Raw genomic sequence first — 22,639 nt, forward strand, 5'->3', positions numbered from 1 at the left:
ATTTTATAGTTAGAGGTCAACATTAGTCGGCAGATCTGATGAATGGATTCTGAGCCTTTCGCTCGTTCAGTTATTGACTCATAAAGAGATTCTGTAACGCGAAATGTTAATTTAACTCCACCCCTACCTTCAGCATCAAAATCATTATCAAATACAATATCCGAAACATTGCTTCTACTAACACCTTTCGATGAATCCGATTTAACTGAATTAACAATCGATAATGAATGACAAATTCGCCTCAAGGTAATTAAAAATTTAGTGATATTGAAGTCTATATTATCTTTAGTAAAAGAGCCTTGATTTATCATCCCCCAAAATATTTTTGAAAAAGAATCAAAACACTCAGATTCATTTTGCAAAATAGCTACTGCCTTTAGTTCTTTAGATTTATCTTCAGGAGGAATAACTCTCTCAACATCTATCATATTTCTAGCGTAAGAATTTAGAGTTTCGCCATTCAATAGAAGGGGCTTAATTTCATCATATAATTCTCTACTAATTCTGTAACTAATTACTTTAGTTAACTTTTCCTTTTTCTCTCTATTTGTCATTAGTTATTTGTTTTTTTTCTGGATTTCTTAAGGGCTTGCCCTTAAGGCACGATATTGTCTTTGCGGATGCAAAATGTAGACAATGTGGACGTGCCTCCACAATTTATTTCTCCACCTAACTTAATGATACTATATTTTTTTGACTACACAAATTCACATATTTGAATCAAAGTTTTGTGGTTACTATAATTAATGAGAAACGAATAAATATTATGAAAAAAAATAAAGTTTCAATTGATCACCTTAACTTAAATGAGGCGCAAAAAAGAGAGTTTTTGAAGTTGGTTTTGGGAAAGGTTGAGAGTGGCAGACTTAAGCCGATTCAGATTAATAGATTGAAATCGAAATATGAAAACCAGCTATTAGAATTCAAAGAAATAATTGATATATATAAATCAAGAGGATTCTCAAACAAACATCTAACAAAGCTATTTAAAAGTGGTTTTGGTATATCTAAAAAGGATGCTAGTATTTCTGTAAATATTCCAGAATATCAGCTAGAGTTATTCATACAAAAACATCTACCGCAACACACTAGGAAATTCAAAAATAAAGTGAAAACTAATGATGATAAAAATAAATAATAAAAGAAAAGGGGTTATAGAGTATCTATTTAAGAACGACATGATACATAAGATTAAAAATGGAAAAGCTCATGTTCATAATCTACCTAAATAATAATTCAAAAAAAAAGCCTCCATTTAAGGAGGCTTTCATATTCTTTAGCATGGCGGTTCGCTCGACTCTGGAGGTAAATTAAAATCAAAATCTTCAGGTTTTCTTACGATAACAGCGCGTACCGTTGTGCCATCAATTCTTACAACCTTTACACCTTCTCCAGACAAACTCAATTTTTTAATAATCTGGTCTTTCTTTTTGATGTATGTTCCTGCCATGCTTTTGTCGAAAATATCTGTTATTATATTACCGACCTCTTTGCTTGCAGATCTGAGATAAATATACCCTTCAATCTTCATCGCTGATGGATGACTTTTGTAACGTTCATAGATATAAGAAGAGATTTCTGAAACCACCATATCTAGACTACTAGACAGACGACTAAACTTCTTATCTATTCCGTATTTAGAAACAAACTCAGCGATGATTTTATCTGCTTCAATTGAGGCTTCAATTTCACCTAAAACTCTGAGTTCATCAATCATTTTATTAATGGTGTTTGCTGCATAACTACCGACGTTATCAGCGTAAACAGCCTTACCTACCTCTAGCCACTTAGAACGCTTTTCGATATTGCCGTCTACCTCAATCAAACTGAATCGATTGGCAAACTGATCTTCTATTCCATATTCGTTTGCCATTGAACTCACCCCTTCATCTGAGGTGAAGAGTTTTGTATACAGAGGGACGGTTACACTTAGTTGGTTTTTAGGAGAAATATTAATGCTGGAGCATAGCTCTTTTACCTCAGATTTGATCGACTTAAACTCGTCAATCCAGAGAATTAGAGCACGTTTAAATGCAGGATAGTCTTTTGCAACGGGTGATCCTGACATCATTCTTTCGATTTCTTTCACACTTGTATGAACGACCAAGCCAAGCTCAGATAGAACCCCACTCAAAAATCCTTTTCCCCAATCCGATTGACACTTTAGCCACAGATAACATTTTTTTCTATCTCTAGCAAAACGACTCGCTACAATTAATTTTAAAAGATCATCCAATTGAGGAAAATGCATTTTATAATCACTGATTATATCATCTCGAAGGTTATTTTCTGAGACCTTACATTCATACGGAATATGATTGAATCTGATAATTGCTGAATCAGGAGTTAATCGTATATAACTGTCTTCAGCGAAAATATCCACTTCAATACTAATTTTATCTCGTTGTGAATAATATTTAATGAAGCTGATTAAAGACTTTGATGGAACCTCAGAAATTTTTTTCAAAAGTGACTTTCGTTCTGCATTTCCATTGGTGATCCGACGAACACGGTCTTCAACAATATCCTCCAGTTCCAAATCATCTATAGCTGCCCCATATCGTCGTGTTAAGGCTGATATTGCCTCACTTCCATCAAACTGAATAAGAGAGCCATCCTCATTAACTAAATAAATGCGTCGATTAACACTCGAATAGAACGAACCTTTCAATTGATTATGTAAGGCGACGTAATCAATAGGGATATCTAACCAATCGACAGACTCTGATTCGGTAATACCTAGCAGTTTATTGATTTCGAATTTGATTTCATTTGCAAGCTTAAGAGTTTGCGCATCTACCTTATCTATCGAGCTTTCAATAGATACAACATTATTAAGCATTTCCATGATCGCCACCAACTCTATTTAAAGACTTTTTCATCAACTCATCAATCGCATTCCTGATTAACCTAGATGCATTAGATTGTGTTTTAAGCCAGTTTTTCTGGTCAGAGGTTATTCTGACCTTCATGAGTTCAGTTAGTTGATGCTGGGGTGCGGAATTACCGCCAAAAGAGGTGTTTTTCATTATTATTCGTTTAGTTTTTGGATTTATAGATTAATTAACGAGAGATGGTTAGCCCCTCGGCAGTGGTTAAAATTACAATCAATTTGTGCCCACAAAAAAAGGTTAGTAATTTTCATTCCTTAATGTCAAACGCATATGAAATAAAAATGAAAAAATTTAGGTAAAAAAATACCCACTCAGGAGCGGGTATCTAATGTTCAATCTATAATCCCAAGCCAAAAACGAGAGATAGTTGCATATTATCGAGAACCACCTCAACAACAATCAAAGCAACAATGAAATACTACCAATAAAAATTGGAAAAATAAAATGGAGTGTTTTTTCTCTTGGCGGGGAGGAGGTTACAAAAATATGTAACCGCAAACTCCTATATAATTCACGCAGATACAAAACGGGTTACAAAAGTTACGTTGAGTTACAGCCGACTTTAATAAAATGTAACTCAATTTAACCTTAAAAATCAGGAATTTAACTATAAAGGTTACATTTTAGGCCAAAATCAGTGATTCTACACCTCTACTATTTTTTTTATCTTCACTCTCTATTTAATAAGAATGGGTAGGAAAATGTAACCAATTGGCTATAAGCCTTGTCCTGTAAGGGTTTCAGCGGTTACATTTTTTTTTCGGAAAATGTAACCTGTTTATAAGTACCTGTTTTATATTCTCTTTTCGGTTACAATTTTTACTTCTAGGAATGTAACTTTTGTAACCATAAGGATCTGTTATGGATTTTAAAACTAGGATTTTGATGGAGGAGCTTTTGAGTGTACGGAGTCCACTCATAGGGGTTTGTACTTTATTAATCCCTGTCGTCGTGGGACTTGTCGTTTTGACTAATGATATAGGTTACAGTCTTTTTATTAACGCACCTACAGCATTCCTAATAACGCTCATCCTTTTTATGACAATGAACGAACTGTTATCAATATCCAACCACCTCAAAACCATAAAGATTCTAAAGCAACGCCGACCTCCCCGTTCAACACTAGAGCTAATAACCAAAGATCCAAACATCTCAGGTCTAAGCGATACTCAATCAAGAGCCATCAAAAACTACTTAAAGCAACTCGAATAATGGAAAATGCTCCGTAAAGTGAGCGTTTTTTATTCATCTCGGTTAAAAGGCTTTTCTGATTGAGCTTCGACGCTTATTGTTTTTTATGTCTGCTTCAGGGTTAGAGCCTTTCACTATTATTGGTTCAGGTCGCTCTGGGGCACTGGAATCTATACCTTCCTTGAAAAAAGTTTCAATATTAGTGTTTACTAAAACACCATTATTAAACTCTATATCAAAACTTTGTTTTTCTTCCTGAGATAAATAGTTAGCCTTAAGGTAATTCAGTCTTCTCTTATCTCTCTTTGAAGATGTGATTCCTAGAATCAGCTTTGATAATCTCATTACTGTGGTTAATCCAGCGCCAGAGGCCATTGATACCTCGTGCTCGCCTTTTATTTCGGCCTTATTTACGTGGTGAACAAGCAGTAAAGCTGCTCCACTTTCTCTAGCTATACGTTGAAATGCAGTTTTTATAACTCTGTCGTGCTTAACCTCATCACACGATCCAATCACTTCGGATACTGTATCAATAACAACTAGGCTAATACCTAGTTCTCGGATCAGTTCGATGATTTTATCTGTATAAGCCTTAGTGTTATTTTGATCTGATAGTGCTGCATCATTAGGTGTAACAAAAGGAAGTGTTGCTGAAAAAGGATATATATTGTCTCGTGCCTGCTTACGAACCTTTGCAGGCAATGACTTGATCTTTTTTGATAGTTGGTTCTTTATAACAGAAACACTATCTTCGGCACTAATGAGTAAGGTTTTTTGGGCGGTTTTAGCTGCTGATATGCCGAGTAATTTCATAGAAGTTGAGTGCTCAATAGCGATTGAAAAGCATAAATGGCTTTTCCCCATTTCTGGGGCTGCTATCAACATTCCCACGTGAGCTGATTCTAACCCCTTTAGCACAAAGTCCGGCGGGGGAACATCACCACTATCAATCAATTCACCTGCTGAAATAAAAGAAAGATTGGAAAAATCGACCATAGCAATTAACTACCTACTTATTATTCACATTAAAAAATTGGAACTCACCTTTTGAACCTATAGCTATTCTCAGTCCGTAATCTGCCTCAATTTGCTCAGCATTTGAAAGCAATTCTTTTTTTAGCTTTGATCTAAATGAGGCTGATGTTGATGTAGCTACAGAGTCTATATACCTGTCGATTACCCACTCCATTTTTTTTGTATGAAGGTAGTCTGGCTCGTTAGTTGTTAGCCACTTTATGAGCGATCTTAGTGGTAGGGAGTTGTAGTTTGCGATCTTATACTGATCTTTTCTGAAATGCTTAGTTGGATAATCAACAATTGCTTCGACTAACTGATTGTTTAGCACTATAAACACATGGTTAGTAGCTTGCTTGTCAGAACGTTTATTTTTGTCTTTTGATGAGTCATAACAAAAACGAAAACTTTCAACAAAACTAAACGGTTTAACATCAATAGGGACACCATCGTCATTCAACGTGCTGATGGAAATTTTAGCTGTAGCTAGTTGTGTTATTCGTCTTTCAATCTGATCATAGTTTTTTCGGGTAGGTGAGATTTTGAGTAGTTTAGCTAAATCGTACATGCTGATTGAGAAAACAGTTGCCTCACTATTGATTATGTCGGACTTTTCTTTTTCAGGGTTGGAGATACGTATCCCTGATATCGATGACAACACCCCAAACCAAGTAAGGCGCTGACCGTTATCGAAGGATTCGTCGTGAAGTTGAACGGTGCGAGCATAGGATATGATCATCTCAAGCACATCTCTATGAGGGTGCAATAAATAGTCTACATGCAATCCAATTCTGAACTTTTCGCCCTTGTACTCAAGGTCTGCCGACTCCAGTGGGTTGTTAAGATCTGTACCCCCTGACTGAGCAACCTCAACCAATCGAGCTTTCATGTTAGGTGTTAATCGTTGAGATGGATGAAAGATCGAAACTCTTCCATATAAAGCGGAAGAGATCGGGGTGTTTTTGCGATCTTTTTCCTCAGTGATTTTCAGGAGTCCATTCATTGGTTTTGTTTCTCCGAGTAGGATACTGTTTTTATCTTATTTTTCTCCGAGTAGTATATCTAGATTCAATGTTAAGGCAATAATTTTTCTCCGAGTAGTATATCTTTTTCTCCGAGTAGTATATCTTTTTCTCCGAGTAGTATATCTTTTTCTCCGAGTAGTATACTTTTTGGGGTCTCCTAAGTATCTTTAAGTACTTTTAAGAAGTACTTAAAGATTTAAAAGAACTGACGCCTCGCTGAGGCTCGTTGTCTGCTCAAAAATCTCGTCAAACCCTAAGGGGGTTTAACAAAATTTTTCGAGCTTCAGTTTCTAGTGATTACGTATGGTTCGTGTTTTGATAAACAACAGTTAAGATCAGAAACATGATCTTTTTCGATTTTAGCCCTGCTAGACCTGCTTTTTATGCTCAGTATTATCTCTGTATGCATCTCTGAGAGGTGGATCATACAGTTATGTATCGAACGTAGAAAAATCTAGTGTGGGAGCTTCACAGGGCTTCTCAGGCCGGATTTTGTAGATCTTTCGTAGATTTGATAAACAAAATACCCAAAGATCTCAACAACTAATGGCTTAGGAGCTATCAAAAACGCACTTAAACGCTCTGTAATCTGTTTTTCTTGGCTTAGTGATGGAAATACTTAGGTTAGTGTAGAAATGGGCTTTAAAGTGGATTTCAGAGAGAATTTCGACCTTAACGATCTAACTGTCGGTAGTAAAATGGATCTTTGAGGTGGTTTTGTATGAGATTTTGGATCTGGGGGGATTTAGTTAGTACTATTCAAATATTGACATGAAAAAAAACAGTGCTGCCAACCATGATGTTTTTTAGGCTCCCAAATGGGAGCCTTTTTTGTTTGTCTTAGCTAAAATTTGTTCTGTCTAAGGTCAGGAAGGCAGGTGGCCTCACAACTATCATGTTCTTTAGCCTTTATTTCAGCGATTAGGTAGTTATTAAATATCTTACATGCGATTACTGTTATGAATAATGAGATGTGAAGGTGCGTCACTCCATGAAAATCAAGCTGATTTAAGCCTGATAAAATATTAATAGCGTCAATGTGTGGCATTGGAGACGTAAAACATATTGCCGTAACAACAATAACAGGCAAATAATAATGTATAAATAAAAACAAAACACAAATTGAGATAAGGTTTTTAATAATATCAATAATTATCTTTTCTTTATCATTTCGTTTTTCGCACCCTGAAGGTTGCTCCTCACATATAGACAGGAAAATTAAAATAACTAGAGGGAATAATGAATACTGACCTAGATGGTGTATAGAAGGTGTGTTATCTATTAAGTCTAACATCGAGGCAGCAAATAACGAAAGTGCTACCAATCCAGTTGCTGTAAAAATAATAGATAGCATTGTTTGGAGTACGATATTGGGATAATTTGGGTTTATTTTTTTCATTTCTATATTGTTATAATTATTATTCTTTGTTTTCACGTAAGTCAGGAAGGCAGATAACCTTATTTTCGTTTCTTTTACCAAAAGCACATGCCATTTCAAAAAAAGCGATAAGCATAAGAGATAATAATCCCCAAACAACGATGTCACGACTTTTGATTAGTAAGCATTCTGATTTAAATATGCAAAAATCAATAGATATATATGTTATAGCCATTGAGCCGAAAATTGTGCCAATAATTATTAGTGCATATAAAAATTTAAACATTATTGATGTTAATTTTAATGTTGATTCAACTAAAATTTTGATTAGTTTCTCTTCTTTTATTTTATTCATTTTATTTTTGTTTTAATTTTTTCTCTCCTTCTTGGAGGAGATTTATTTTATATGCGTCTAGCGTTAGTCGAGTGAACCTGAAAGCGATTAAGGTTAGCGTTAGCGCAATAAATGCTAGCTCATATCCCTGAGAATCCCAAACCACACAGGCAAGCACCGCGCCACAAACTAGCTGTATTTTCGAGGAACTTGCGGTCTTTAGTGCTGATCTTGCTAATATTTTGATGTTCATAGGTTCTTGTTATGGCTCCCTATTCGGGAGCCTTTCCAGTTTATTTTTGCTTGTATCTACTTGCCTGTCTTCCGGCCTCACTCGCTAGATGAGGGTACTGAGATGCAATCTGACTAAGAATTCTGGTTTTTAGAACAACATAAGCATCCCTATTACCGACCATTCCAGTCATACGCCAAAGCCGCTCATCATATTCGTTATAGCAGTGTCGAAGGTAGTTAACAGTAATTCTGTTTAAAAACGAATCATCCCATAGATCGTTTTTAGTAATAAGGTTCTTGCCTCTCTCGATAGCCGAGTCATTGTAGTGATTTACCGCAACGAGCCTTAGCTTTTGCTTAGTCATTTTAGGGAACGATATGTTTAGTGAATTAACCTGATTCATTAGTTCAGACCTAATTTTTTCTACTCGTTCCTTTCCTGCATTTGAGAGTTTTGAGCGCTTATTCAGTGAGTTTTCGTACCATTCTTGCCAATCCTCCTTAGATTCGGCCTTGAGCACACGGTTAAGACTATAAATTTGCATTGGCGCACCTGACTTGTAGTGCGGGTTATCAACCTCGATATCACAACCACCAAGCCATTTTTCTATCGCTCCCTTTGTCCAACCTCGCTCAAGCAATTGAGATTTAGCGAACCCAGCACTTAGGTAGCTATCTGAATTCAGCCATTCCCTCTTAAATGCTGAGACAATAGGTTTGATCTCTTTAATCGTGTATTTACCTGAGTCGAAGGTCGCATGTATCGTTGATTCATACTCAGACTCAGATTTTTTGCTTCCCTTACAATCAAAAACGCTAGGCTTTTTACGAACTAGGAATCGAATAAATGAAGATCTTAAAATGTCGTGACAATTGTCAGCGCGTACAATGCTCTTGTTTACAGTAATTTTCATATATTGTTTGTTTTTATTATTTTTGTAGAGTTATTTCGTTATTTTTAGTGTTAATAAGTTGTCGTTTGTGGCTCCCAAACGGGAGCTTTCACTGCTTAAATGGAATTGTTGAGGTTTCTGACATACTCATGAGCCATCTCTATAGCCACTAAAGGAGCACCTTCAGATAGCCACTGCCTAACATTTGCCTCAGGTACACCTAGTTCTGTGTAAAAACTCAGAACCCCACCCTCTTTGAAAACATCAAAATAATTTCCAGCAATTTTATCAATAATGTCTGTAAGTTGAGACTCACTATCGAGAGCAATGAGGTCGTTAAGGATTTCCTCTCTCATATTCATTAGCGCCTGAACATCATCAAGCACCATTGATTCATCCTGAATCTCAAAAGCTTTTAAAACTCGATCATATTTCAATACCTTGCTGAAAGAGCTTCTTTCATTTTTGCATGTGATCGAAAAATTAGTGTATCTTCCTGTTTCTGGAAATTCTTGTGTAAGCTCAGGGCAGTATTTAAATTCTTGAGAATTTGTGAGTAGTTCTTTGTTCATATGTTGTATTTATTATTAGTTTTATCGGGTTTTGAGTTATTTTGTATTCTTTAGTTGTCATTAAAACTGTTCATCATCAAAAGAATTGCACATGTACAAATCATGTTGAATGTCGAACAATATTAATTCCATTCTAGCCGTAAGATCAGGTATTGAAGAGTCTTTGGTTGTGTATGTTAAGGCAGAATTAATAGCTAATAGCCTTTGAAGTTTTGGAACTATTTGTTTGATTACGGAATTGTACTCAAACAATCTGCTATCTACTGTAAAAAAGTATTTCTTGATATTTTCATCATTCTTTTCTCTAACAATATCTATCTCTCCGGTCACTTTACAAAGTGATAGATAAACAGGATCTGAGCTATTTTTTTCGTCATACATTGGGTATTTTATCTCAGATATGAAGATATTTTTTGCAACAGGGGTTTCGGGTAGTATGTGCTTTGGTGATACCATTCGTGGTTGGTTATTTGATGCTATAACCACTAACCAGCCTCCTGTTAGCCATTTATTAACCTGTTGTTTTGCAACACCCATAGCTTCAGCAAAAGTAGCTATTGCTCCTGAGTAGCTACCGTAATATTTCTCTATATAATCCTTTAATAACATTGCTTGCATAGCATATTTCTTTTTATCTTTAAGTTTCACATCAGGGCGACCTTAGTCGCCCCACATAACTATTTATGAATTTTCCCCTTGAAGTTCTAGAAGATTTTCAATCTTAATCTTTGTATCTTCGTTTTTAATGAGATCTCTGATGTACTCAATAGCTATACCCTGCACATAAAGAAACTCTTTTTCCTCTTCATCTTCTAACAGTGGGTTTTCATCACCATTCATCCAGTACCAGCAATCCCCGTCAATATCTCCATCGACATCTAACTGGAATTTCCAAGCGTTGTTGGTTTTAAGGTTTTCAATTACTACTTCAAAAAATGGACGGCCACCGAATGAAACCTGTTCTTCAATAATTTCATAAGTAATGTTTACGTTTTCGTATGTTTTCATCTTTTTTAATTCACTATTTTTTCAAATTTATTATCGAGGTTTTCCTTCTTCTTGTGATAAGTATATAAACCATTTTGGTTTACTTCAAGTGGTAAACTAAAAAAGTTTACTTTTATTTGTGCTTTTTGGGTATACCCATATGACCACCATAAAAACTGGATGTTTTTATGCATATGACATAACTTATATGACCTACTTTTAATGACATAATGTATATGGCCTAAATCGCCACAGGAGCAATCAAATGTATATTTTTGGATACCTTAGGGCATCAACCAAAGAACAAGATGCCTCCCGAGCTAAACAAGCCTTGATTGATTTTGCTAGGGAGCGAGGTCATAGAGTCGCAGGTTATTATCTTGAGAATGAGTCAGGAGCTATCCTTAAACGTCCTCAGCTTATGAAGCTTCTTGATGACGCAGAGCGAGGAGATGTAATTCTTATTGAATCAATCGACAGATTGTCGAGGTTGGACGAAAGTGGCTGGAACCAACTTAAGGAACTGCTTAATCAAAAAGAGATAAGGGTTGTTTCGTTGGATTTACCAACAAGTCATATGTGTCTTTCTCCTGATTTTGATGATGAGTTTACGAGGGTTATAGTTCGCGGACTGAACGGTCTTTTGATGGATGTACTGGCTGTTTCGTCGCGCCGTGACTATCTCCAAAGGCGCAACCGCCAACGTGAGGGTATAGAAAAGGCCAAAGCCCAAAAAAGATACACTGGGCGAAAACCTGATCTCAAAAAGCATGAGAAAATATACAAATTGCGAGTAGTGAATGGTCTAACCATAAGCGAAGTAGCTGAACTTACAGGAACGTCCCCACGAACGGTGACGAGAGTTGCGAAGAAGATGAAGGAAGATCTTGGTATTGCTTAGACAGGTGTGAAAATGCCCCCTTCACCTGAGGAGGCATTATCGATATATGATTGTCTCTGAGTCCCCATTAATCATCGGATTTGCACTGTATCCTTAGCTCTTTATACACTGCTTTGCGCTTTTTATCTGTAGCGTTAGCAAACATGTATAATGCCGCTTGAATAGCTGGACTCAGGCCAACCTCATCCATTTCCTCTATGCGAACAAGGTTTTCGAGGGACTTAGGGTTAAAGTAGACATTGCGGCGTTTACCAGCTTTGCTTACTTTCTTTTCTGGTGCTGGTTTTGCTGATTTGTTATTTTGAGCTTGTGTTTCTGCTAATGCTTCTCTGCCTTTGTTTTCTGATTTCTTTTTTTCGTTAGCTTTTGCTGCCAGTGCCGCAATCGATGATTCGTTAGTGCTTGTATTCATAATGTTTCTTTAACTATTATGTGTGTATAGTGGTGTGTATGTGTATACACACAAATTATACACACTCCTTTAGGATTTCTATAACTAAATCGTTAGCTTCTTTTTGTGCTCTGGTTGCACTTTTTAGTGATGATTCAAAACAACTTAAGCCACGATCCCAATCTTTCCAAAATGGATTTAAATCTGTTAGAAATGACGATATGTACTCACCTCCGGCCTGTTCAATCATCTCTCTAACTCTAGATATTTGCTGGAACTGATTAAGCGTAGAAACTCTAGTCATCAGAATTTTTGTTTTGATGTGAGGGAAGTGCGCGTTTAGAACCTTGTGGATGTTAAGTGCGCGTTCCACTGATTTAACCCTAGCATCTTTCTCGTTTACGATAAACGGCGTTAGAACCATGTCACTAGCAATCATTGCGTCATTACTAAACGTTGAGTGCGTGGCTGCTGTGTCGATAATCGTAAGATCGTAATTAGATGATACCGCTTCTATGTCGATTCCTTGAGCTTCAGCACTCAACTCATGACTGAACTTTAGTGTATCGATACCCTGACCTAACCCGCTCTCAAGGCGAGCCGTTGCCCATTCATAAGACTCCTCTCGACTATCGCCATCTATGATTAGAATTTTATTTAATCCCGCATTTTGTGCGGCTGCTGCGATAGTGACTGCTAGAAGTGTTTTTCCGCACCCACCCTTTTCTGCACTGATGGTTAATACTGGCATTTTTTATCTTCCATTTAATTAGTTTGTATACACACCTCTGTGTGTATACACACATTGTCTAACTGTGCATGAAATATTTTTAATAATCAACCAAAATACTGTTGTACCGTTGGTTTTTATTATATATATTGGTGTGTGTATACACACCTTTGTGTGTATACACACATTGAAAAATCAAAATAAAACCTCCTTCCGGTTGCAGCCAGAAGGAGGCGTGACAAACCCAAACTTCGCTAAAAATTAGAGCTAATCATGACGAATATTACTACAAACACAAACACTCACAAAATCTTTTGCTATCTAATCCTTTTTACATCTAGTGCGATCAGCTTGTACCTCACAATGCATTTTATGTATGAGCTGGGCGCATCCACAGGGATGCCAATCGTTTTCGCGCTAGTCGGTTTGGTTTTCGATGCATTCAAGAGTTATGCGCCTACCCTAGTTGCAAAAATTGTTTCTCGTAGTCAAGTGACAGCCCTACTCCTAGCAGTCCTAAGTGTCGGCTTAATTGGAGTTAGTGGTGCAGCATCGGTGTTCTCGCTTCAAAACGGTATAGACACAATGCTCTCTGACTCTAAGGTCGCAAAAGCCGCACAGCTTAAGGTTGAGGCTATTCAGACCGAAATCACAGGATTAGAAGAGTTACGTTCTACACAGTTATCAATCAATCATGTATCCAAAGCAGCAAACACTACGAACCTAATCTCTCAAAAAACGTCTGATCTAAATGAGGCTATTGAGGCTGCATCCAGTGCAACTGACAACAACCTACTTTCATCACTCTCAACTGAACTTGTGTTAATAGTTGCAGTTGGCCTTGAGGCCATCGGTATCGCCATGACATTCGTTTTGTTTCACCTTAACCGAGAAACAGCACAGCAAAACACTGCGAGACAAGATGAAACAAACTACCCTGAAAGTCCCGTCTCTGCTGGTTTCGTAACTGAAACACAACGTAAAACGACACACGTTGAAACGCTACCAGAAGTTACTTTTGTTGCTGCGACAACGCCTGAGCAAATTTTGGAAAATATGCGCGTTGCTATCCAAAGCAAATCTATTGAGCCTAAGCATCGCGATGTATGGCAAGCATTTAAAGGTGTTATTAAACAAAAAGAGATCAAAAAATATTTAGAAGAGCTGGCAAACAGGAATGTACTTAAACGCCTCGATAACGGTTCATACGTTTTAGCGTAAGGCTTTTCAACGAATTGTCATGTTAGGCTAGTTTGGTGTGTATACACACTCTAGTGTGTATGTGTATACACACTCTGGTGTGTGTATTTGAGTGTTTGCACTCTTGTTTCAGAAGGGAAGTTGTATGAATTAGGGAAACATTAATAAAAGGAAACATATGTTTCCTGTTTCCCTCAATTGCATATATAATAACCGCATCACACGAATAAGGATTAAAAATCATGTCACAACAGGGCGTTTCATTCGATCAGGTCAGTAAAGCGGCTTCCACAATGCTAGGACAGGGGATTAACCCAACTGTTCGCGGCGTAATAGCTGTAACGGGAGGCAAAACAGAAACTGTTTCAAAACACCTTCGTGATTTTTTCGATAAACGAAACGCAGAAGTGATGCGCATGGCAGACGAGCTAGGTTCTAGCTCAATAGCCAAATTACTAGCATCTGAAGTTCAGTCTGTTGTTGACCGAAAAACGGAACAACTTCAAAAAATCATTTCAGAGCAAAAGACTCAACTTGATGAAGCCATCGAACTATTAGCTGAGAAAGAGGCTGATTGCACTCACCGCGTTGAGTTAGCAGAGGCTAGGGCAGATCAAGCCATCAATGAGGCTAATGATAAGGTCACAGTAGCAAAAGAACGCGCTGAGAAGGCCGAACAGGGCATGAAGGATGCTCAAGAGACTGCTAAAGAAGCTGAGCGTAAAGCAGAGAGCGAAATTAAGGCTATTGAAAGCAAGAGCGACCTTATTGTTAGCAACGCGAAACAAGAAGCAGAGGCTCTAGTTACTGCCGCAGATAGGCGTGCTGATAGAGCGGAACAGGAGGCTTCTAGCCTACGCGAACAACTAAAATTGTTGAGTGTTGAGCAAGCTAAGAGAGAACTGGAGCAAGAGCAGCATCAGAAAACGATTGAGCTTCACAATCAAACCATGACGGATTTAGCAGAGCAAAAATCGGCATCAATCAGGCTTCAGACGCAGCTTGAAAATCAAACAAATGAAATCAGCCGCCTAACTTCTGAGCTAGCTGAGGCGAGAGGTGATAGTAGACAACTTGGAGCACTCCAAGGCCAGCTTATTGAGCTTCAAAAACAACTTTCTCAAACTCAACACGACCTTTCACAATCTGAACGCGAGCGAGAGTCTTTATCTTTAGCTCTGAGACGAGATCAGAAATAATAAAGCAGAAACAAGAAAGCCTCATGATTCTAGTGTTCAAGAGGCTTTGATGATGTACCGAACGCTTGATAGATTAGCTGCTGTATCAGCATTTATCAACCTGTCCGATTCTTTAAATAACTAGCTCATTCTTCTTCATTTTTTAATCGCGGAAAACAAAAAAGCCTCGTGATCGTGATAAAGACCATGAGGCTCTGATGATGTATCCAACAAAGGTAGATTAGTTGTTTTAGCTGCAATTATCAACCTGCCAGATTTTTTAAAAAACTAGATCATTGCTGCTTATTGACCATGCGTGGTCAATGATGGTCAACGCCTTTTAAATCAGATAGTTGCAAGCAGTGTCTCAGTTCTTATTTAATCTTAGGAAACAAAAAAGCCTCGAAATCGAAAAACGACGCCGAGGCTTTGATGATGTACCACACAAAGATAGGTTAGCTGTTTTAGCACCAACCATCAACCTACAAAATCCTTGCAAAACCTCATTTTCGCAATAAAATTACTGTATATATAAACAGTGGTTTTTTTGTTTTATGAGAGTTATTCCAATTTCTGCTAGCGCGGGAATCACTGGCTTTGAAAGCCCCGCTTCTGAGTACACACAATTAGATTTAGACCTCGACCAGCTTCTCGTCGAGCACCCGAGCGCGACATTTATTGGGTGTGCCTGCGGCGATTCAATGGAAGGGGTTGGAATTTTTGATGGCGATTTACTGATAGTTGATCGGTTTGTTCAGGTTCAAAACGGGGACATTGTGGTTGCAAACCTGAATGGCGAGTTTATCTGTAAGAAGATCGACATTTACCGCCGCCTGCTGTTATCTGCAAATGAAAAACACCTGCCTGTTCAAATCAACGAATGTGACCAATTCTCAATGGAGGGGGTGGTTATTCGCTCTATCCGTTGTCATCGTCCAAGCCCATTACTGAGAGCTAGCTAATGTTCGCCTTGGTGGATGCTAACTCGTTTTATTGTTCAGCAGAGCAGGTGTTTCGACCAGAATGGCGAGGTAAGCCGATAGTGGTTCTCTCCAATAATGACGGCTGTGTTGTGGCTGCAAATAGGCAAGCCAAAGCCGCTGGAGTGCCTAAATTTGAACCCTATTTTAAAATCAAATCTCTATGTGAGCAGCGTGGCGTAATCGCCTTATCGTCCAACTATGAGCTATACGCTGACCTGTCAGCTAAGATGATGAACGTTATCGGGCGCTTTGCGCCAGACCAGCACATATACAGTATTGATGAGTCCTTTCTTTCCTTTGAGCGCACTAGCAAAGCCATCCCTTGCCTTAAGGAGCATGGTGCGAAGATACGCCGAGCTGTATGGAAGGAATGCCGTTTGCCTGTTTGTGTTGGGTTTGGGGAAACCTTGACGTTAGCCAAGATCGCGAATCATGCCGCCAAAAAAATTCCGGGCTATCGCGGGGTTTGTGTTATCGATTCAGAGCAGGAGAGGATAGAGGTTTTATCTCACCTTGAGGTTGATGATGTGTGGGGAATTGGTCGGAAAACATATCATCGCCTCAAATTTATGGGCATCAACACCGCTTTGCAGCTTGCGAACTACCCGCCTGCATTGATTCGTAAAGAGTTTAATGTAGAGGTTGAGAGAACTGTGCGCGAACTTAATGGACAGCAATGCAAATCATGGGATTCCGCTAGAGTAGATAAGAAACAAATTTTCTCAACCCGCAGCGCAGGGCAGAGAATAACAGACCTAGAATCGTTAACGCAGGCTTTATGTCAACACGCAAACATAGCATCGATGAAGGCTCGCCGACAAAAATCGCTTTGCCGTGTGATGATGTGTTTTGCTAGTACATCACCGTTTGATGAGGGAAATCAGGTTACTCGCCGTGCAGTTCACCGCTTTGCCTACCCAACTTCAGATGTCACTCAAATAACACGTATTGCCTCAAGTCTCGCTAACCAGCTTTATCAGGAAGGGGTAAGGTTTTATAAAATAGGCGTTGGCCTTTTAGATCTCGCGGATGGCAGAAATGAACAACCCGATCTTTTTAATCAAAATCCCAACAACCCTAAGCTGATGGGGGTCTATGATGCTCTAAACCACCGCTACGGCTCAGATACTCTTTTTCTCGGGGCGCAGGGGATTGAGAAAAAATGGGCGATGCGCAGAGATATGCTAACGCCTAGATACACAACAAATTGGCATGATTTACCTAGAATTCGGTGCTAATCAATCAAACCTGCAATATTTTCACTAGTGAAAAAGTCGTCAACTTTTCAGCCTTGTCTGCAAACCTGCAATATTTTCACTAGTGAAAAAGTCGTCAACTTTTCAGCCTTGTCTGCAAACCTTCAATATTTTCACTAGTGAAAAAGTTGTCACCTTTTCAATCTTGTCGGTAAACCTTCGATATTTTCACTAGTGAAAAAGTTGTCACCTCAATCATAGTCTTAAGTTGATGAAAATAATTTAAAAAAATATCTGCATTTACTTGAAGGTGTGTAATCTAGTTTGTACGATTTAAGTATAACAGGCGCTTAGCCTAAAAAAATAAAAGACAAATTAATGACGATAATTAGAAAGCAGATCGAGTGGAAGCAAGAGATTCAGCCTACTTGCCGCGACCCATACACGCATTATTTCGCTGTCTACGAGAGTGTTCTGGTTGTTGGTGGCGTTCGCCTCAACTTTAGGATGCAAACAGGAATGATGCACTACATCGAGAACGAGTATTCTCCATCGAACGAGATTGAGGTTGATGTGAATTACGAGAACGGTGTTCATCAGATCCTCGAAATGGCTTTGCTGAATAGCAATGACCCTGATGACCTTAAATCGTTAAGTATGAGGTACGGAATAAGTCTTACTGAAAAAAAGTTGGGCGAAATCAGACGGGAGTTTAGTCGATTACAGCGCCAAATTGAAAGAGATTGGGAGGCTGAGTACAACCAACTTTTGAAGGATGATAGCCATATTAAGAGCCTAGGAAATATTAAATAAAACGGAGCAAATGACTAACAAAGAGAATTTTTTATCAATTAACCACACCATCGACGAAATAACAGTCTCCTCGGTATGCCTGACCACGCTAAAAAATCTACATACCCAAGCCTACAACCTCGATGGAACCAGAAAGCCTGCCGAACCTGAACCCAGTCAAGATGAATTTCTTATCGAATCTGATCAACTGGTACGCAACTACATACAAAAACACATGATCGAGGCTATCGATAACAAAGAAAGGCGCTGGAATATTCTAACTCAAAAAAATGCAGAGCAACTGCTTGAAAATGCAGGAATGCTAGCTAGATTAGCTGACGACCCGAACGTTTTGAACTATCTGATTTTGAGTAACACGATTAGTGAGGCTGTAAATGAACTGGAGCCTAGAGTAGTAAAAACTCTTCTGCGCATGATGTATAGTTTTAGTGAGTCAGATGCTGACAATATTGTTAATACATACATAAAAATGCAAACAAATGAACAACAAACAGATTGAAAAATTAGAATTGCTTCTAACCTTAGTTAGGATGAAAGCCGAGGTTAAAGAGGCAGTCAGACTGTTGTGCTCTGATAGCAACATCGGGGTTAGGGAAGCCTCAAGGATGGCTGGCGTTAGTTCGGCTACCTCAGTCTCTCTAGCGATGAAGCGCCTAACTGAGATCAACAAGACAATTAATAAGCTCCACTCCTACAGAAATGTGGAGATTCAAAGATTAAAAATCAAACAAAAAGAGGATGAAAATACAAACTAAACAACCTAAAAAGCACTCCGTCTCACCAGTTGAGGCAGGGTGGGAAATTCAAGAAAAAACTAAATTAAAAATTGCTGAAGTATTGGCAGTTATAGCTATTCTGGCCTTTATAGCCAACCCCTTACTTGCTCTAGCCCCGATTGGGGCACTGTTCGCGACACTTACAATCAACAGCAAAATAGCTGACCGCAGAAAGGCTTACGTTAAAACCCCATTTTTTAAGGAAATGATAGGTAAGCGTCCACACCTGCGAGTAAATCCATCAACCTATTACCCTACATTACTTCTGGGCACCCTAGCCATTGCTCTTGGTTCTTTGGTTCATGGCCTGATACTTGATGAGTCGTCTGGTTTTATTTATGCCGCTATTGGTTCATATTTTGTGGCTAAAGATGTTACTACTGAGGCGATATACCATCTGCCGATCTGGAAAAGAATAGAGCCTATCGTGGTTAGTATTGAAGAAGATGAGCTGAAGGTTGGTGATCAAATGGAATTAGATTTTGGGGATGAGTAAACGGATTATAAAGAAGGTTGGAGATGAAATCGCGTTACTAACAGGTGACAAGGTAACCAGAAAAAACATTTACGGACAAGAGGTATTTGAGGCTGCGTTCAGGTTTGTCGGCACAATCGATCACCAAGATAAGAAGAAAAACCCACCAACCCCAAAACCTATTAATAAACCAAAGCGATAAAACAGAAAGCCTCAATGAGGCTTTTTTAATGCAGTGAACATCTCTGCTATCAATACTACATCCCCTGTCCTAAGCAACTCAATCGGCCTTCTCCCACATAATCGGGCTGAAGGTTCTCTCACGGTTACATCATCAAGGACTGCACCCAGCTCAACCACTATCTCAGCCTTAACCTCAGCATCATTACACCCCAAAATAGCGGCTCGCTCTGAGCGATTTACACCGAGGCGTAGAAGAGTTTCTAAGGCTTTGTTTAATATATACTGCATTAGTGATTGCTTATGTTTGATTCTATTGATATGTACATTTAGTTGCATTACTTTAATCTATTCATGAAGAGACACAAGGGGCTGGTATGGAAGAATTTGCTAGGTATGTCGAGCAAATAAGGGACAGGTTTATAACAGCGGAAATCCAAAATTTTACGAAAGAAGGCCAAGAGTTAAGGTTTGTTTTAGATATCCAATCGCCTAAAGCCCCTGAGTTTACTCGCCGCTGGGAAATCGTTATGGACAAACTTACAGGTATGCATCTAGATTTTTTGCTGGCCTACGAGGTTAGTCGCAAAATGAACATGTTGAAGGTAGGAAGCTCTTATGTTTCAGGCCGATTTAAATCCATCAAGCCGCTAAATGCTAAGGTTTGATATGAAAAAGGGGTTTTTAACTATGGGTTTGTTACTACTAACGCTAAGTAATTCGGCTGTTGCCAGTCTAGAAGAGGCCGAAACTGCACCAAGCATGTTAAGCCGCGATGTGTTGAATTGTAATTCTATGAATTTCTCATTATTCGCTAATGAGATTGCTCGCGCCATCGATGGCGAAACTAGTGTTTGGAGAGAACGCTATCGCGAAATCGAGGAGTCAGATTCGCCAGAATCCTATTTTGATAGCGAAAGTATGGCTAAACTCGATGAAGCCAATCTGTTTGTGCGTAAAATTGAGACGAACATTAAGGGTTTAGCTGAAAATCTAGTAACTGATCATGGCACCGAAATTCCAGATAGGGATTTGACAGCACTCAGAAACCTTCGTATTTCCATTTCTAAACTGAGATCAGCAATAACAAGCATTGTTAAAGTCGAGCACCAACTAAGACCTGCTGTCGCGATTAGGTGATCGCGGTGGTTGCTTAGTTACCCGCTCAGTTTTTTTTCTCGGTTAGGTTAATTAGAATAGCCTTTTTAGCTATTCTAATCTGGTAGTTTTAGTTAAAAATCCACTCCTCAACCTCCTGCGTTTAAGGTAATTTTAAAAAGTGATATATATAAATAAATTTATATATATCAAGTGTTTATATTGAAAAAATCGTGTTGACAGCTCTTGGTTTTGGTTACTATGTTTAAGAAAAAACGAACACAAAATTATGAGAGCAATAGATTTTTACATCGAGAAAATTGAAGGATTCGAGGCAATGAGTTTTGCTGAACGTCGAGAATCAGCAGCTAAAGCGAATTTGATAGGCAAGCAGCACACCAAACCCACATTAAAGGCGATTTTCCGAGTCAAGCCATCGAAAGAAGCACGTAGCAGATACTCGTACAAAAATCCATATAGCAGCGGCAAGATTGAATGTTTCACGCTAAGGCAATGTGTGCCGATGCGCGAACTAAGCAACAAACCAAGAACTGAAGCACAAAACGCCGCAACTAAAAAATTACTTATGGCCTCGCCAAAGGGCAAAGCGCTCACTTGGTGCAAAGAGGCTATCGATAATGGCCTTATAATGATTGATACAGAAACGACTGACCTTGATGGAGTGGTTATTCAGATCGCTGCTGTTTGCTGTAAAACGGGCGAAACACTTTACTCATCTCTAGTTCATACAGATCGAGAGATTGCTCAAGAGGCACAGGATATCCATGGAATTAGCGCGAGTATGTTGGAGGGTGCGCCTACGCCAGATGAGGTAAGTAGAGATCTGGAGGTTGTGCTGAAGAGCAGGAAGTGGACAGCCTTTAATCTAGCATTTGATAGAAATGCTATCGAGCGAACGTTTTCAGGAGATTGGATTAGTGCTACTGCGGAGCGCTGCGCAATGCGTCTAGCAGCAAAAGTTTATGGCGCTACAAATCGCTATGGCACTATCAGCCTTTCTGCCGCGATGGAAAGGGCAGGTGTTGAATGGAAAGGCCAAGCGCATGATGCTAAGGCAGACGCTAAAGGTGCTGCTGAGCTACTCAAGAAAATCTCGCAAATTGATCTATAAAAACTCGGTGGCTCTCATTTTTCTGGGAGTTACCTTTCATTATCTAAACAGATAGAACAGGATAGCTTTTTAGCTATTCTTATCTATATTGGTGTTTAAATGACTGCTGAACAACAGGAACTCAGAGAACTAATTAGCACAATTAACCACTCGCTCGATGAGTTGTTATCATCAGAAAATACGCTGATTCGATATGACGAATCAAAATGTAGTGGGGGGCATTACTCACCTTACATCAGAGCAGTTTACAAAGCTGAAAGTGCGGATGAGTATGAGCAGCTAAAGGCCAAGTACCACGAACTAGATCTAGAATACTTGGCATTGCTTGAAGCAATTGCAGAGAGCGAAGCCACATCAATCAAACCGACTATTACTAGCTACAAAAACAATCCAATTTTCCTAGGTGACAAGGTAACAAATCTAACGTTAGCAACCGCAACAGCGTACAGGTCTGTGAATCGAAAATCGTCCGATCAAATGAATGGCAGAGTTGAGATAAATCGCTGGTTTTATGGGGATATCGAGCACCTTGATAACTTCGATGACATTCTCGTTGAAACGAAACGAGAGATGAGTAGAACGGCGGCGAGCATTAGTGACAGAACAGGCGGGAAAATAAAGCCCGAGCTTGATGATGATGGTGACACAATTACGCTAACTATCAGTCCAGAGGAACTGCTTCATTATGCGTCAGCGTTGGATGGTGTGGAGTTTTCAAGCATCACGTTTCGAAGAGAATCAGGTAAAAAATACACAGCTCGTGTTATCAGGCGCGGTGAACCTTCAGAAAAATTGAAATTTGGTATGTATATCATTCACCCAAATGCCCCTATCACAAAAGACGACATAATTCATTTACAACAACGTCCACCATCACAGAACTCTTTATCAAACAGAGCAGTGCGACTTAAAGAAATTGCAGGAGAAGCAATAGTCAGCGATGTAGAAATCTGGTTGGTGAAATAGTAAAAAAGGAAGGTGTAAGCCTAGGCTGATTAGTTGATGATGTGGTGATATCAGGCACGGCATTGAGCTATACTAAACTGGTTACCCAAGCTAGGTGT

At 38.8% G+C, this 22,639-nt stretch carries 28 protein-coding genes; 14 read left to right on the top strand and 14 right to left on the bottom strand.

The features are described 5' to 3' along the window. Window positions 1–554 (bottom strand): hypothetical protein (locus L3V30_RS21875; RefSeq protein WP_237309856.1); only part of this gene is annotated, 554 nt, incomplete at its 3' end. A gap of 212 nt (window positions 555–766) precedes the next feature. Between L3V30_RS21875 and L3V30_RS21880 the strand changes: the two genes are divergently transcribed. Continuing rightward, entirely contained in the window at window positions 767–1,138 is a 372-nt protein-coding gene (locus L3V30_RS21880) for a hypothetical protein (RefSeq protein WP_237309858.1), read from the top strand. Between the two features lie 138 nt (window positions 1,139–1,276). Here the strand turns inward: L3V30_RS21880 and L3V30_RS21885 are convergent, their stop codons facing one another. The 10 genes from L3V30_RS21885 to L3V30_RS21930 all read right to left on the bottom strand — a co-directional run bounded on the left by L3V30_RS21885 (window position 1,277) and on the right by L3V30_RS21930 (window position 10,543). Further along, entirely contained in the window at window positions 1,277–2,848 is a 1,572-nt protein-coding gene (locus L3V30_RS21885; protein WP_237309860.1) for a hypothetical protein, read from the bottom strand. Then, window positions 2,835–3,029 carry a hypothetical protein gene (locus L3V30_RS21890; protein WP_237309862.1) on the bottom strand — a complete coding sequence of 65 codons (195 nt, stop codon included), beginning with the start codon at window positions 3,027–3,029 and terminating at the stop codon, window positions 2,835–2,837. The genes L3V30_RS21885 and L3V30_RS21890 overlap by 14 nt, the downstream gene beginning before the upstream one ends. A gap of 1,119 nt (window positions 3,030–4,148) precedes the next feature. Continuing rightward, window positions 4,149–5,081, bottom strand: a complete 933-nt coding sequence (locus tag L3V30_RS21895; RefSeq protein ID WP_237309864.1) for an AAA family ATPase — start codon at window positions 5,079–5,081, stop codon at window positions 4,149–4,151. Between the two features lie 13 nt (window positions 5,082–5,094). Then, on the bottom strand, window positions 5,095–6,102 hold the full coding sequence (locus tag L3V30_RS21900) for a DNA mismatch repair protein (protein ID WP_237309865.1): 1,008 nt from the start codon (window positions 6,100–6,102) through the stop codon (window positions 5,095–5,097). A gap of 866 nt (window positions 6,103–6,968) precedes the next feature. Beyond that, window positions 6,969–7,559: a hypothetical protein gene (locus L3V30_RS21905; RefSeq protein ID WP_237309867.1), complete on the bottom strand. Its 591-nt coding sequence runs from the start codon at window positions 7,557–7,559 to the stop codon at window positions 6,969–6,971. Then, the gene (locus tag L3V30_RS21910) at window positions 7,543–7,857 is read right to left on the bottom strand and encodes a hypothetical protein (protein WP_237309869.1); all 315 of its coding nucleotides are present in this window, start codon (window positions 7,855–7,857) and stop codon (window positions 7,543–7,545) included. The genes L3V30_RS21905 and L3V30_RS21910 overlap by 17 nt, the downstream gene beginning before the upstream one ends. Before the next feature lie 272 nt (window positions 7,858–8,129). Beyond that, entirely contained in the window at window positions 8,130–8,984 is an 855-nt protein-coding gene (locus tag L3V30_RS21915) for a hypothetical protein (protein ID WP_237309870.1), read from the bottom strand. Window positions 8,985–9,079: 95 nt separating this feature from the next. Then, window positions 9,080–9,535, bottom strand: a complete 456-nt coding sequence (locus L3V30_RS21920) for a hypothetical protein (protein WP_237309871.1) — start codon at window positions 9,533–9,535, stop codon at window positions 9,080–9,082. Window positions 9,536–9,595: 60 nt separating this feature from the next. Next, window positions 9,596–10,183 (bottom strand): hypothetical protein, encoded by a 588-nt coding sequence (locus tag L3V30_RS21925; protein ID WP_237309872.1) that lies wholly within the window; start codon window positions 10,181–10,183, stop codon window positions 9,596–9,598. A gap of 33 nt (window positions 10,184–10,216) precedes the next feature. Next, on the bottom strand, window positions 10,217–10,543 hold the full coding sequence (locus L3V30_RS21930; protein WP_237309873.1) for a hypothetical protein: 327 nt from the start codon (window positions 10,541–10,543) through the stop codon (window positions 10,217–10,219). A gap of 244 nt (window positions 10,544–10,787) precedes the next feature. On the opposite strand from L3V30_RS21930, the gene L3V30_RS21935 reads away from it, so the two are divergent. Next, a complete protein-coding gene (locus L3V30_RS21935) occupies window positions 10,788–11,423 on the top strand; it encodes a recombinase family protein (protein ID WP_140208021.1) in 636 nt (211 codons plus the stop codon). A gap of 67 nt (window positions 11,424–11,490) precedes the next feature. On the opposite strand, the gene L3V30_RS21940 is transcribed toward L3V30_RS21935, so the two are convergent. Continuing rightward, complete coding sequence (locus L3V30_RS21940; RefSeq protein ID WP_140208020.1) at window positions 11,491–11,835, bottom strand: hypothetical protein; 345 nt, start codon at window positions 11,833–11,835, stop codon at window positions 11,491–11,493. 55 nt (window positions 11,836–11,890) lie between these two features. Further along, window positions 11,891–12,565, bottom strand: coding sequence for a ParA family protein (locus L3V30_RS21945; protein WP_140208019.1), 675 nt, complete (start codon window positions 12,563–12,565; stop codon window positions 11,891–11,893). Between the two features lie 342 nt (window positions 12,566–12,907). On the opposite strand from L3V30_RS21945, the gene L3V30_RS21950 reads away from it, so the two are divergent. The 8 genes from L3V30_RS21950 (at window position 12,908) to L3V30_RS21985 (ending at window position 19,367) form a co-directional block, all read left to right on the top strand. Then, complete coding sequence (locus L3V30_RS21950; RefSeq protein WP_237309874.1) at window positions 12,908–13,765, top strand: hypothetical protein; 858 nt, start codon at window positions 12,908–12,910, stop codon at window positions 13,763–13,765. A 221-nt stretch (window positions 13,766–13,986) separates the two neighbouring features. Further along, window positions 13,987–14,943, top strand: a complete 957-nt coding sequence (locus tag L3V30_RS21955; RefSeq protein ID WP_237309875.1) for a DNA-binding protein — start codon at window positions 13,987–13,989, stop codon at window positions 14,941–14,943. A gap of 533 nt (window positions 14,944–15,476) precedes the next feature. After that, window positions 15,477–15,884: a translesion error-prone DNA polymerase V autoproteolytic subunit gene (umuD, locus tag L3V30_RS21960; RefSeq protein WP_237309876.1), complete on the top strand. Its 408-nt coding sequence runs from the start codon at window positions 15,477–15,479 to the stop codon at window positions 15,882–15,884. Then, the gene (locus L3V30_RS21965; RefSeq protein WP_237309878.1) at window positions 15,884–17,143 is read left to right on the top strand and encodes a Y-family DNA polymerase; all 1,260 of its coding nucleotides are present in this window, start codon (window positions 15,884–15,886) and stop codon (window positions 17,141–17,143) included. Before umuD ends, L3V30_RS21965 begins: the two co-directional genes overlap by 1 nt. 336 nt (window positions 17,144–17,479) lie before the next feature. After that, window positions 17,480–17,914, top strand: a complete 435-nt coding sequence (locus L3V30_RS21970; protein ID WP_237309880.1) for a hypothetical protein — start codon at window positions 17,480–17,482, stop codon at window positions 17,912–17,914. 10 nt (window positions 17,915–17,924) lie between these two features. Further along, window positions 17,925–18,413, top strand: a complete 489-nt coding sequence (locus L3V30_RS21975) for a hypothetical protein (RefSeq protein WP_237309882.1) — start codon at window positions 17,925–17,927, stop codon at window positions 18,411–18,413. A 239-nt stretch (window positions 18,414–18,652) separates the two neighbouring features. Next, complete coding sequence (locus L3V30_RS21980; RefSeq protein ID WP_237309884.1) at window positions 18,653–19,186, top strand: hypothetical protein; 534 nt, start codon at window positions 18,653–18,655, stop codon at window positions 19,184–19,186. Next, complete coding sequence (locus tag L3V30_RS21985; RefSeq protein ID WP_237309886.1) at window positions 19,179–19,367, top strand: hypothetical protein; 189 nt, start codon at window positions 19,179–19,181, stop codon at window positions 19,365–19,367. The genes L3V30_RS21980 and L3V30_RS21985 overlap by 8 nt, the downstream gene beginning before the upstream one ends. A gap of 11 nt (window positions 19,368–19,378) precedes the next feature. Here L3V30_RS21985 and L3V30_RS21990 read toward each other — a convergent pair whose 3' ends face one another. Further along, a complete protein-coding gene (locus L3V30_RS21990; protein ID WP_237309888.1) occupies window positions 19,379–19,684 on the bottom strand; it encodes a hypothetical protein in 306 nt (101 codons plus the stop codon). Between the two features lie 38 nt (window positions 19,685–19,722). On the opposite strand from L3V30_RS21990, the gene L3V30_RS21995 reads away from it, so the two are divergent. The 4 genes from L3V30_RS21995 (at window position 19,723) to L3V30_RS22010 (ending at window position 22,541) form a co-directional block, all read left to right on the top strand. Then, window positions 19,723–20,013 carry a hypothetical protein gene (locus L3V30_RS21995; protein WP_237309890.1) on the top strand — a complete coding sequence of 97 codons (291 nt, stop codon included), beginning with the start codon at window positions 19,723–19,725 and terminating at the stop codon, window positions 20,011–20,013. Between the two features lies 1 nt (window position 20,014). Beyond that, a complete protein-coding gene (locus L3V30_RS22000; protein WP_237309892.1) occupies window positions 20,015–20,485 on the top strand; it encodes a hypothetical protein in 471 nt (156 codons plus the stop codon). A 295-nt stretch (window positions 20,486–20,780) separates the two neighbouring features. Continuing rightward, entirely contained in the window at window positions 20,781–21,575 is a 795-nt protein-coding gene (locus L3V30_RS22005; RefSeq protein WP_237309894.1) for a 3'-5' exonuclease, read from the top strand. A 99-nt stretch (window positions 21,576–21,674) separates the two neighbouring features. After that, window positions 21,675–22,541: a hypothetical protein gene (locus tag L3V30_RS22010; protein ID WP_237309896.1), complete on the top strand. Its 867-nt coding sequence runs from the start codon at window positions 21,675–21,677 to the stop codon at window positions 22,539–22,541. Window positions 22,542–22,639 lie beyond the last annotated feature (98 nt).

This window comes from Vibrio sp. A1-1 (assembly GCF_021728175.1).
Classification (GTDB): Bacteria; Pseudomonadota; Gammaproteobacteria; order Enterobacterales; family Vibrionaceae; genus Vibrio; species Vibrio diabolicus.

Coding starts and splice junctions, on each gene's coding strand:
- L3V30_RS21880 (WP_237309858.1), top strand. CDS start 767: ATGAAAAAAAATAAAGTTTCAATTGATCACCTTAACTTAAATGAGGCG.
- L3V30_RS21885 (WP_237309860.1), bottom strand. CDS start 2,848: ATGGAAATGCTTAATAATGTTGTATCTATTGAAAGCTCGATAGATAAG.
- L3V30_RS21890 (WP_237309862.1), bottom strand. CDS start 3,029: ATGAAAAACACCTCTTTTGGCGGTAATTCCGCACCCCAGCATCAACTA.
- L3V30_RS21895 (WP_237309864.1), bottom strand. CDS start 5,081: ATGGTCGATTTTTCCAATCTTTCTTTTATTTCAGCAGGTGAATTGATT.
- L3V30_RS21900 (WP_237309865.1), bottom strand. CDS start 6,102: ATGAATGGACTCCTGAAAATCACTGAGGAAAAAGATCGCAAAAACACC.
- L3V30_RS21910 (WP_237309869.1), bottom strand. CDS start 7,857: ATGAATAAAATAAAAGAAGAGAAACTAATCAAAATTTTAGTTGAATCA.
- L3V30_RS21915 (WP_237309870.1), bottom strand. CDS start 8,984: ATGAAAATTACTGTAAACAAGAGCATTGTACGCGCTGACAATTGTCAC.
- L3V30_RS21920 (WP_237309871.1), bottom strand. CDS start 9,535: ATGAACAAAGAACTACTCACAAATTCTCAAGAATTTAAATACTGCCCT.
- L3V30_RS21930 (WP_237309873.1), bottom strand. CDS start 10,543: ATGAAAACATACGAAAACGTAAACATTACTTATGAAATTATTGAAGAA.
- L3V30_RS21935 (WP_140208021.1), top strand. CDS start 10,788: ATGTATATTTTTGGATACCTTAGGGCATCAACCAAAGAACAAGATGCC.
- L3V30_RS21940 (WP_140208020.1), bottom strand. CDS start 11,835: ATGAATACAAGCACTAACGAATCATCGATTGCGGCACTGGCAGCAAAA.
- L3V30_RS21945 (WP_140208019.1), bottom strand. CDS start 12,565: ATGCCAGTATTAACCATCAGTGCAGAAAAGGGTGGGTGCGGAAAAACA.
- L3V30_RS21950 (WP_237309874.1), top strand. CDS start 12,908: ATGCATTTTATGTATGAGCTGGGCGCATCCACAGGGATGCCAATCGTT.
- L3V30_RS21955 (WP_237309875.1), top strand. CDS start 13,987: ATGTCACAACAGGGCGTTTCATTCGATCAGGTCAGTAAAGCGGCTTCC.
- umuD (WP_237309876.1), top strand. CDS start 15,477: ATGAGAGTTATTCCAATTTCTGCTAGCGCGGGAATCACTGGCTTTGAA.
- L3V30_RS21965 (WP_237309878.1), top strand. CDS start 15,884: ATGTTCGCCTTGGTGGATGCTAACTCGTTTTATTGTTCAGCAGAGCAG.
- L3V30_RS21970 (WP_237309880.1), top strand. CDS start 17,480: ATGACGATAATTAGAAAGCAGATCGAGTGGAAGCAAGAGATTCAGCCT.
- L3V30_RS21975 (WP_237309882.1), top strand. CDS start 17,925: ATGACTAACAAAGAGAATTTTTTATCAATTAACCACACCATCGACGAA.
- L3V30_RS21980 (WP_237309884.1), top strand. CDS start 18,653: ATGAAAATACAAACTAAACAACCTAAAAAGCACTCCGTCTCACCAGTT.
- L3V30_RS21985 (WP_237309886.1), top strand. CDS start 19,179: ATGAGTAAACGGATTATAAAGAAGGTTGGAGATGAAATCGCGTTACTA.
- L3V30_RS21990 (WP_237309888.1), bottom strand. CDS start 19,684: ATGCAACTAAATGTACATATCAATAGAATCAAACATAAGCAATCACTA.
- L3V30_RS21995 (WP_237309890.1), top strand. CDS start 19,723: ATGGAAGAATTTGCTAGGTATGTCGAGCAAATAAGGGACAGGTTTATA.
- L3V30_RS22000 (WP_237309892.1), top strand. CDS start 20,015: ATGAAAAAGGGGTTTTTAACTATGGGTTTGTTACTACTAACGCTAAGT.
- L3V30_RS22005 (WP_237309894.1), top strand. CDS start 20,781: ATGAGTTTTGCTGAACGTCGAGAATCAGCAGCTAAAGCGAATTTGATA.
- L3V30_RS22010 (WP_237309896.1), top strand. CDS start 21,675: ATGACTGCTGAACAACAGGAACTCAGAGAACTAATTAGCACAATTAAC.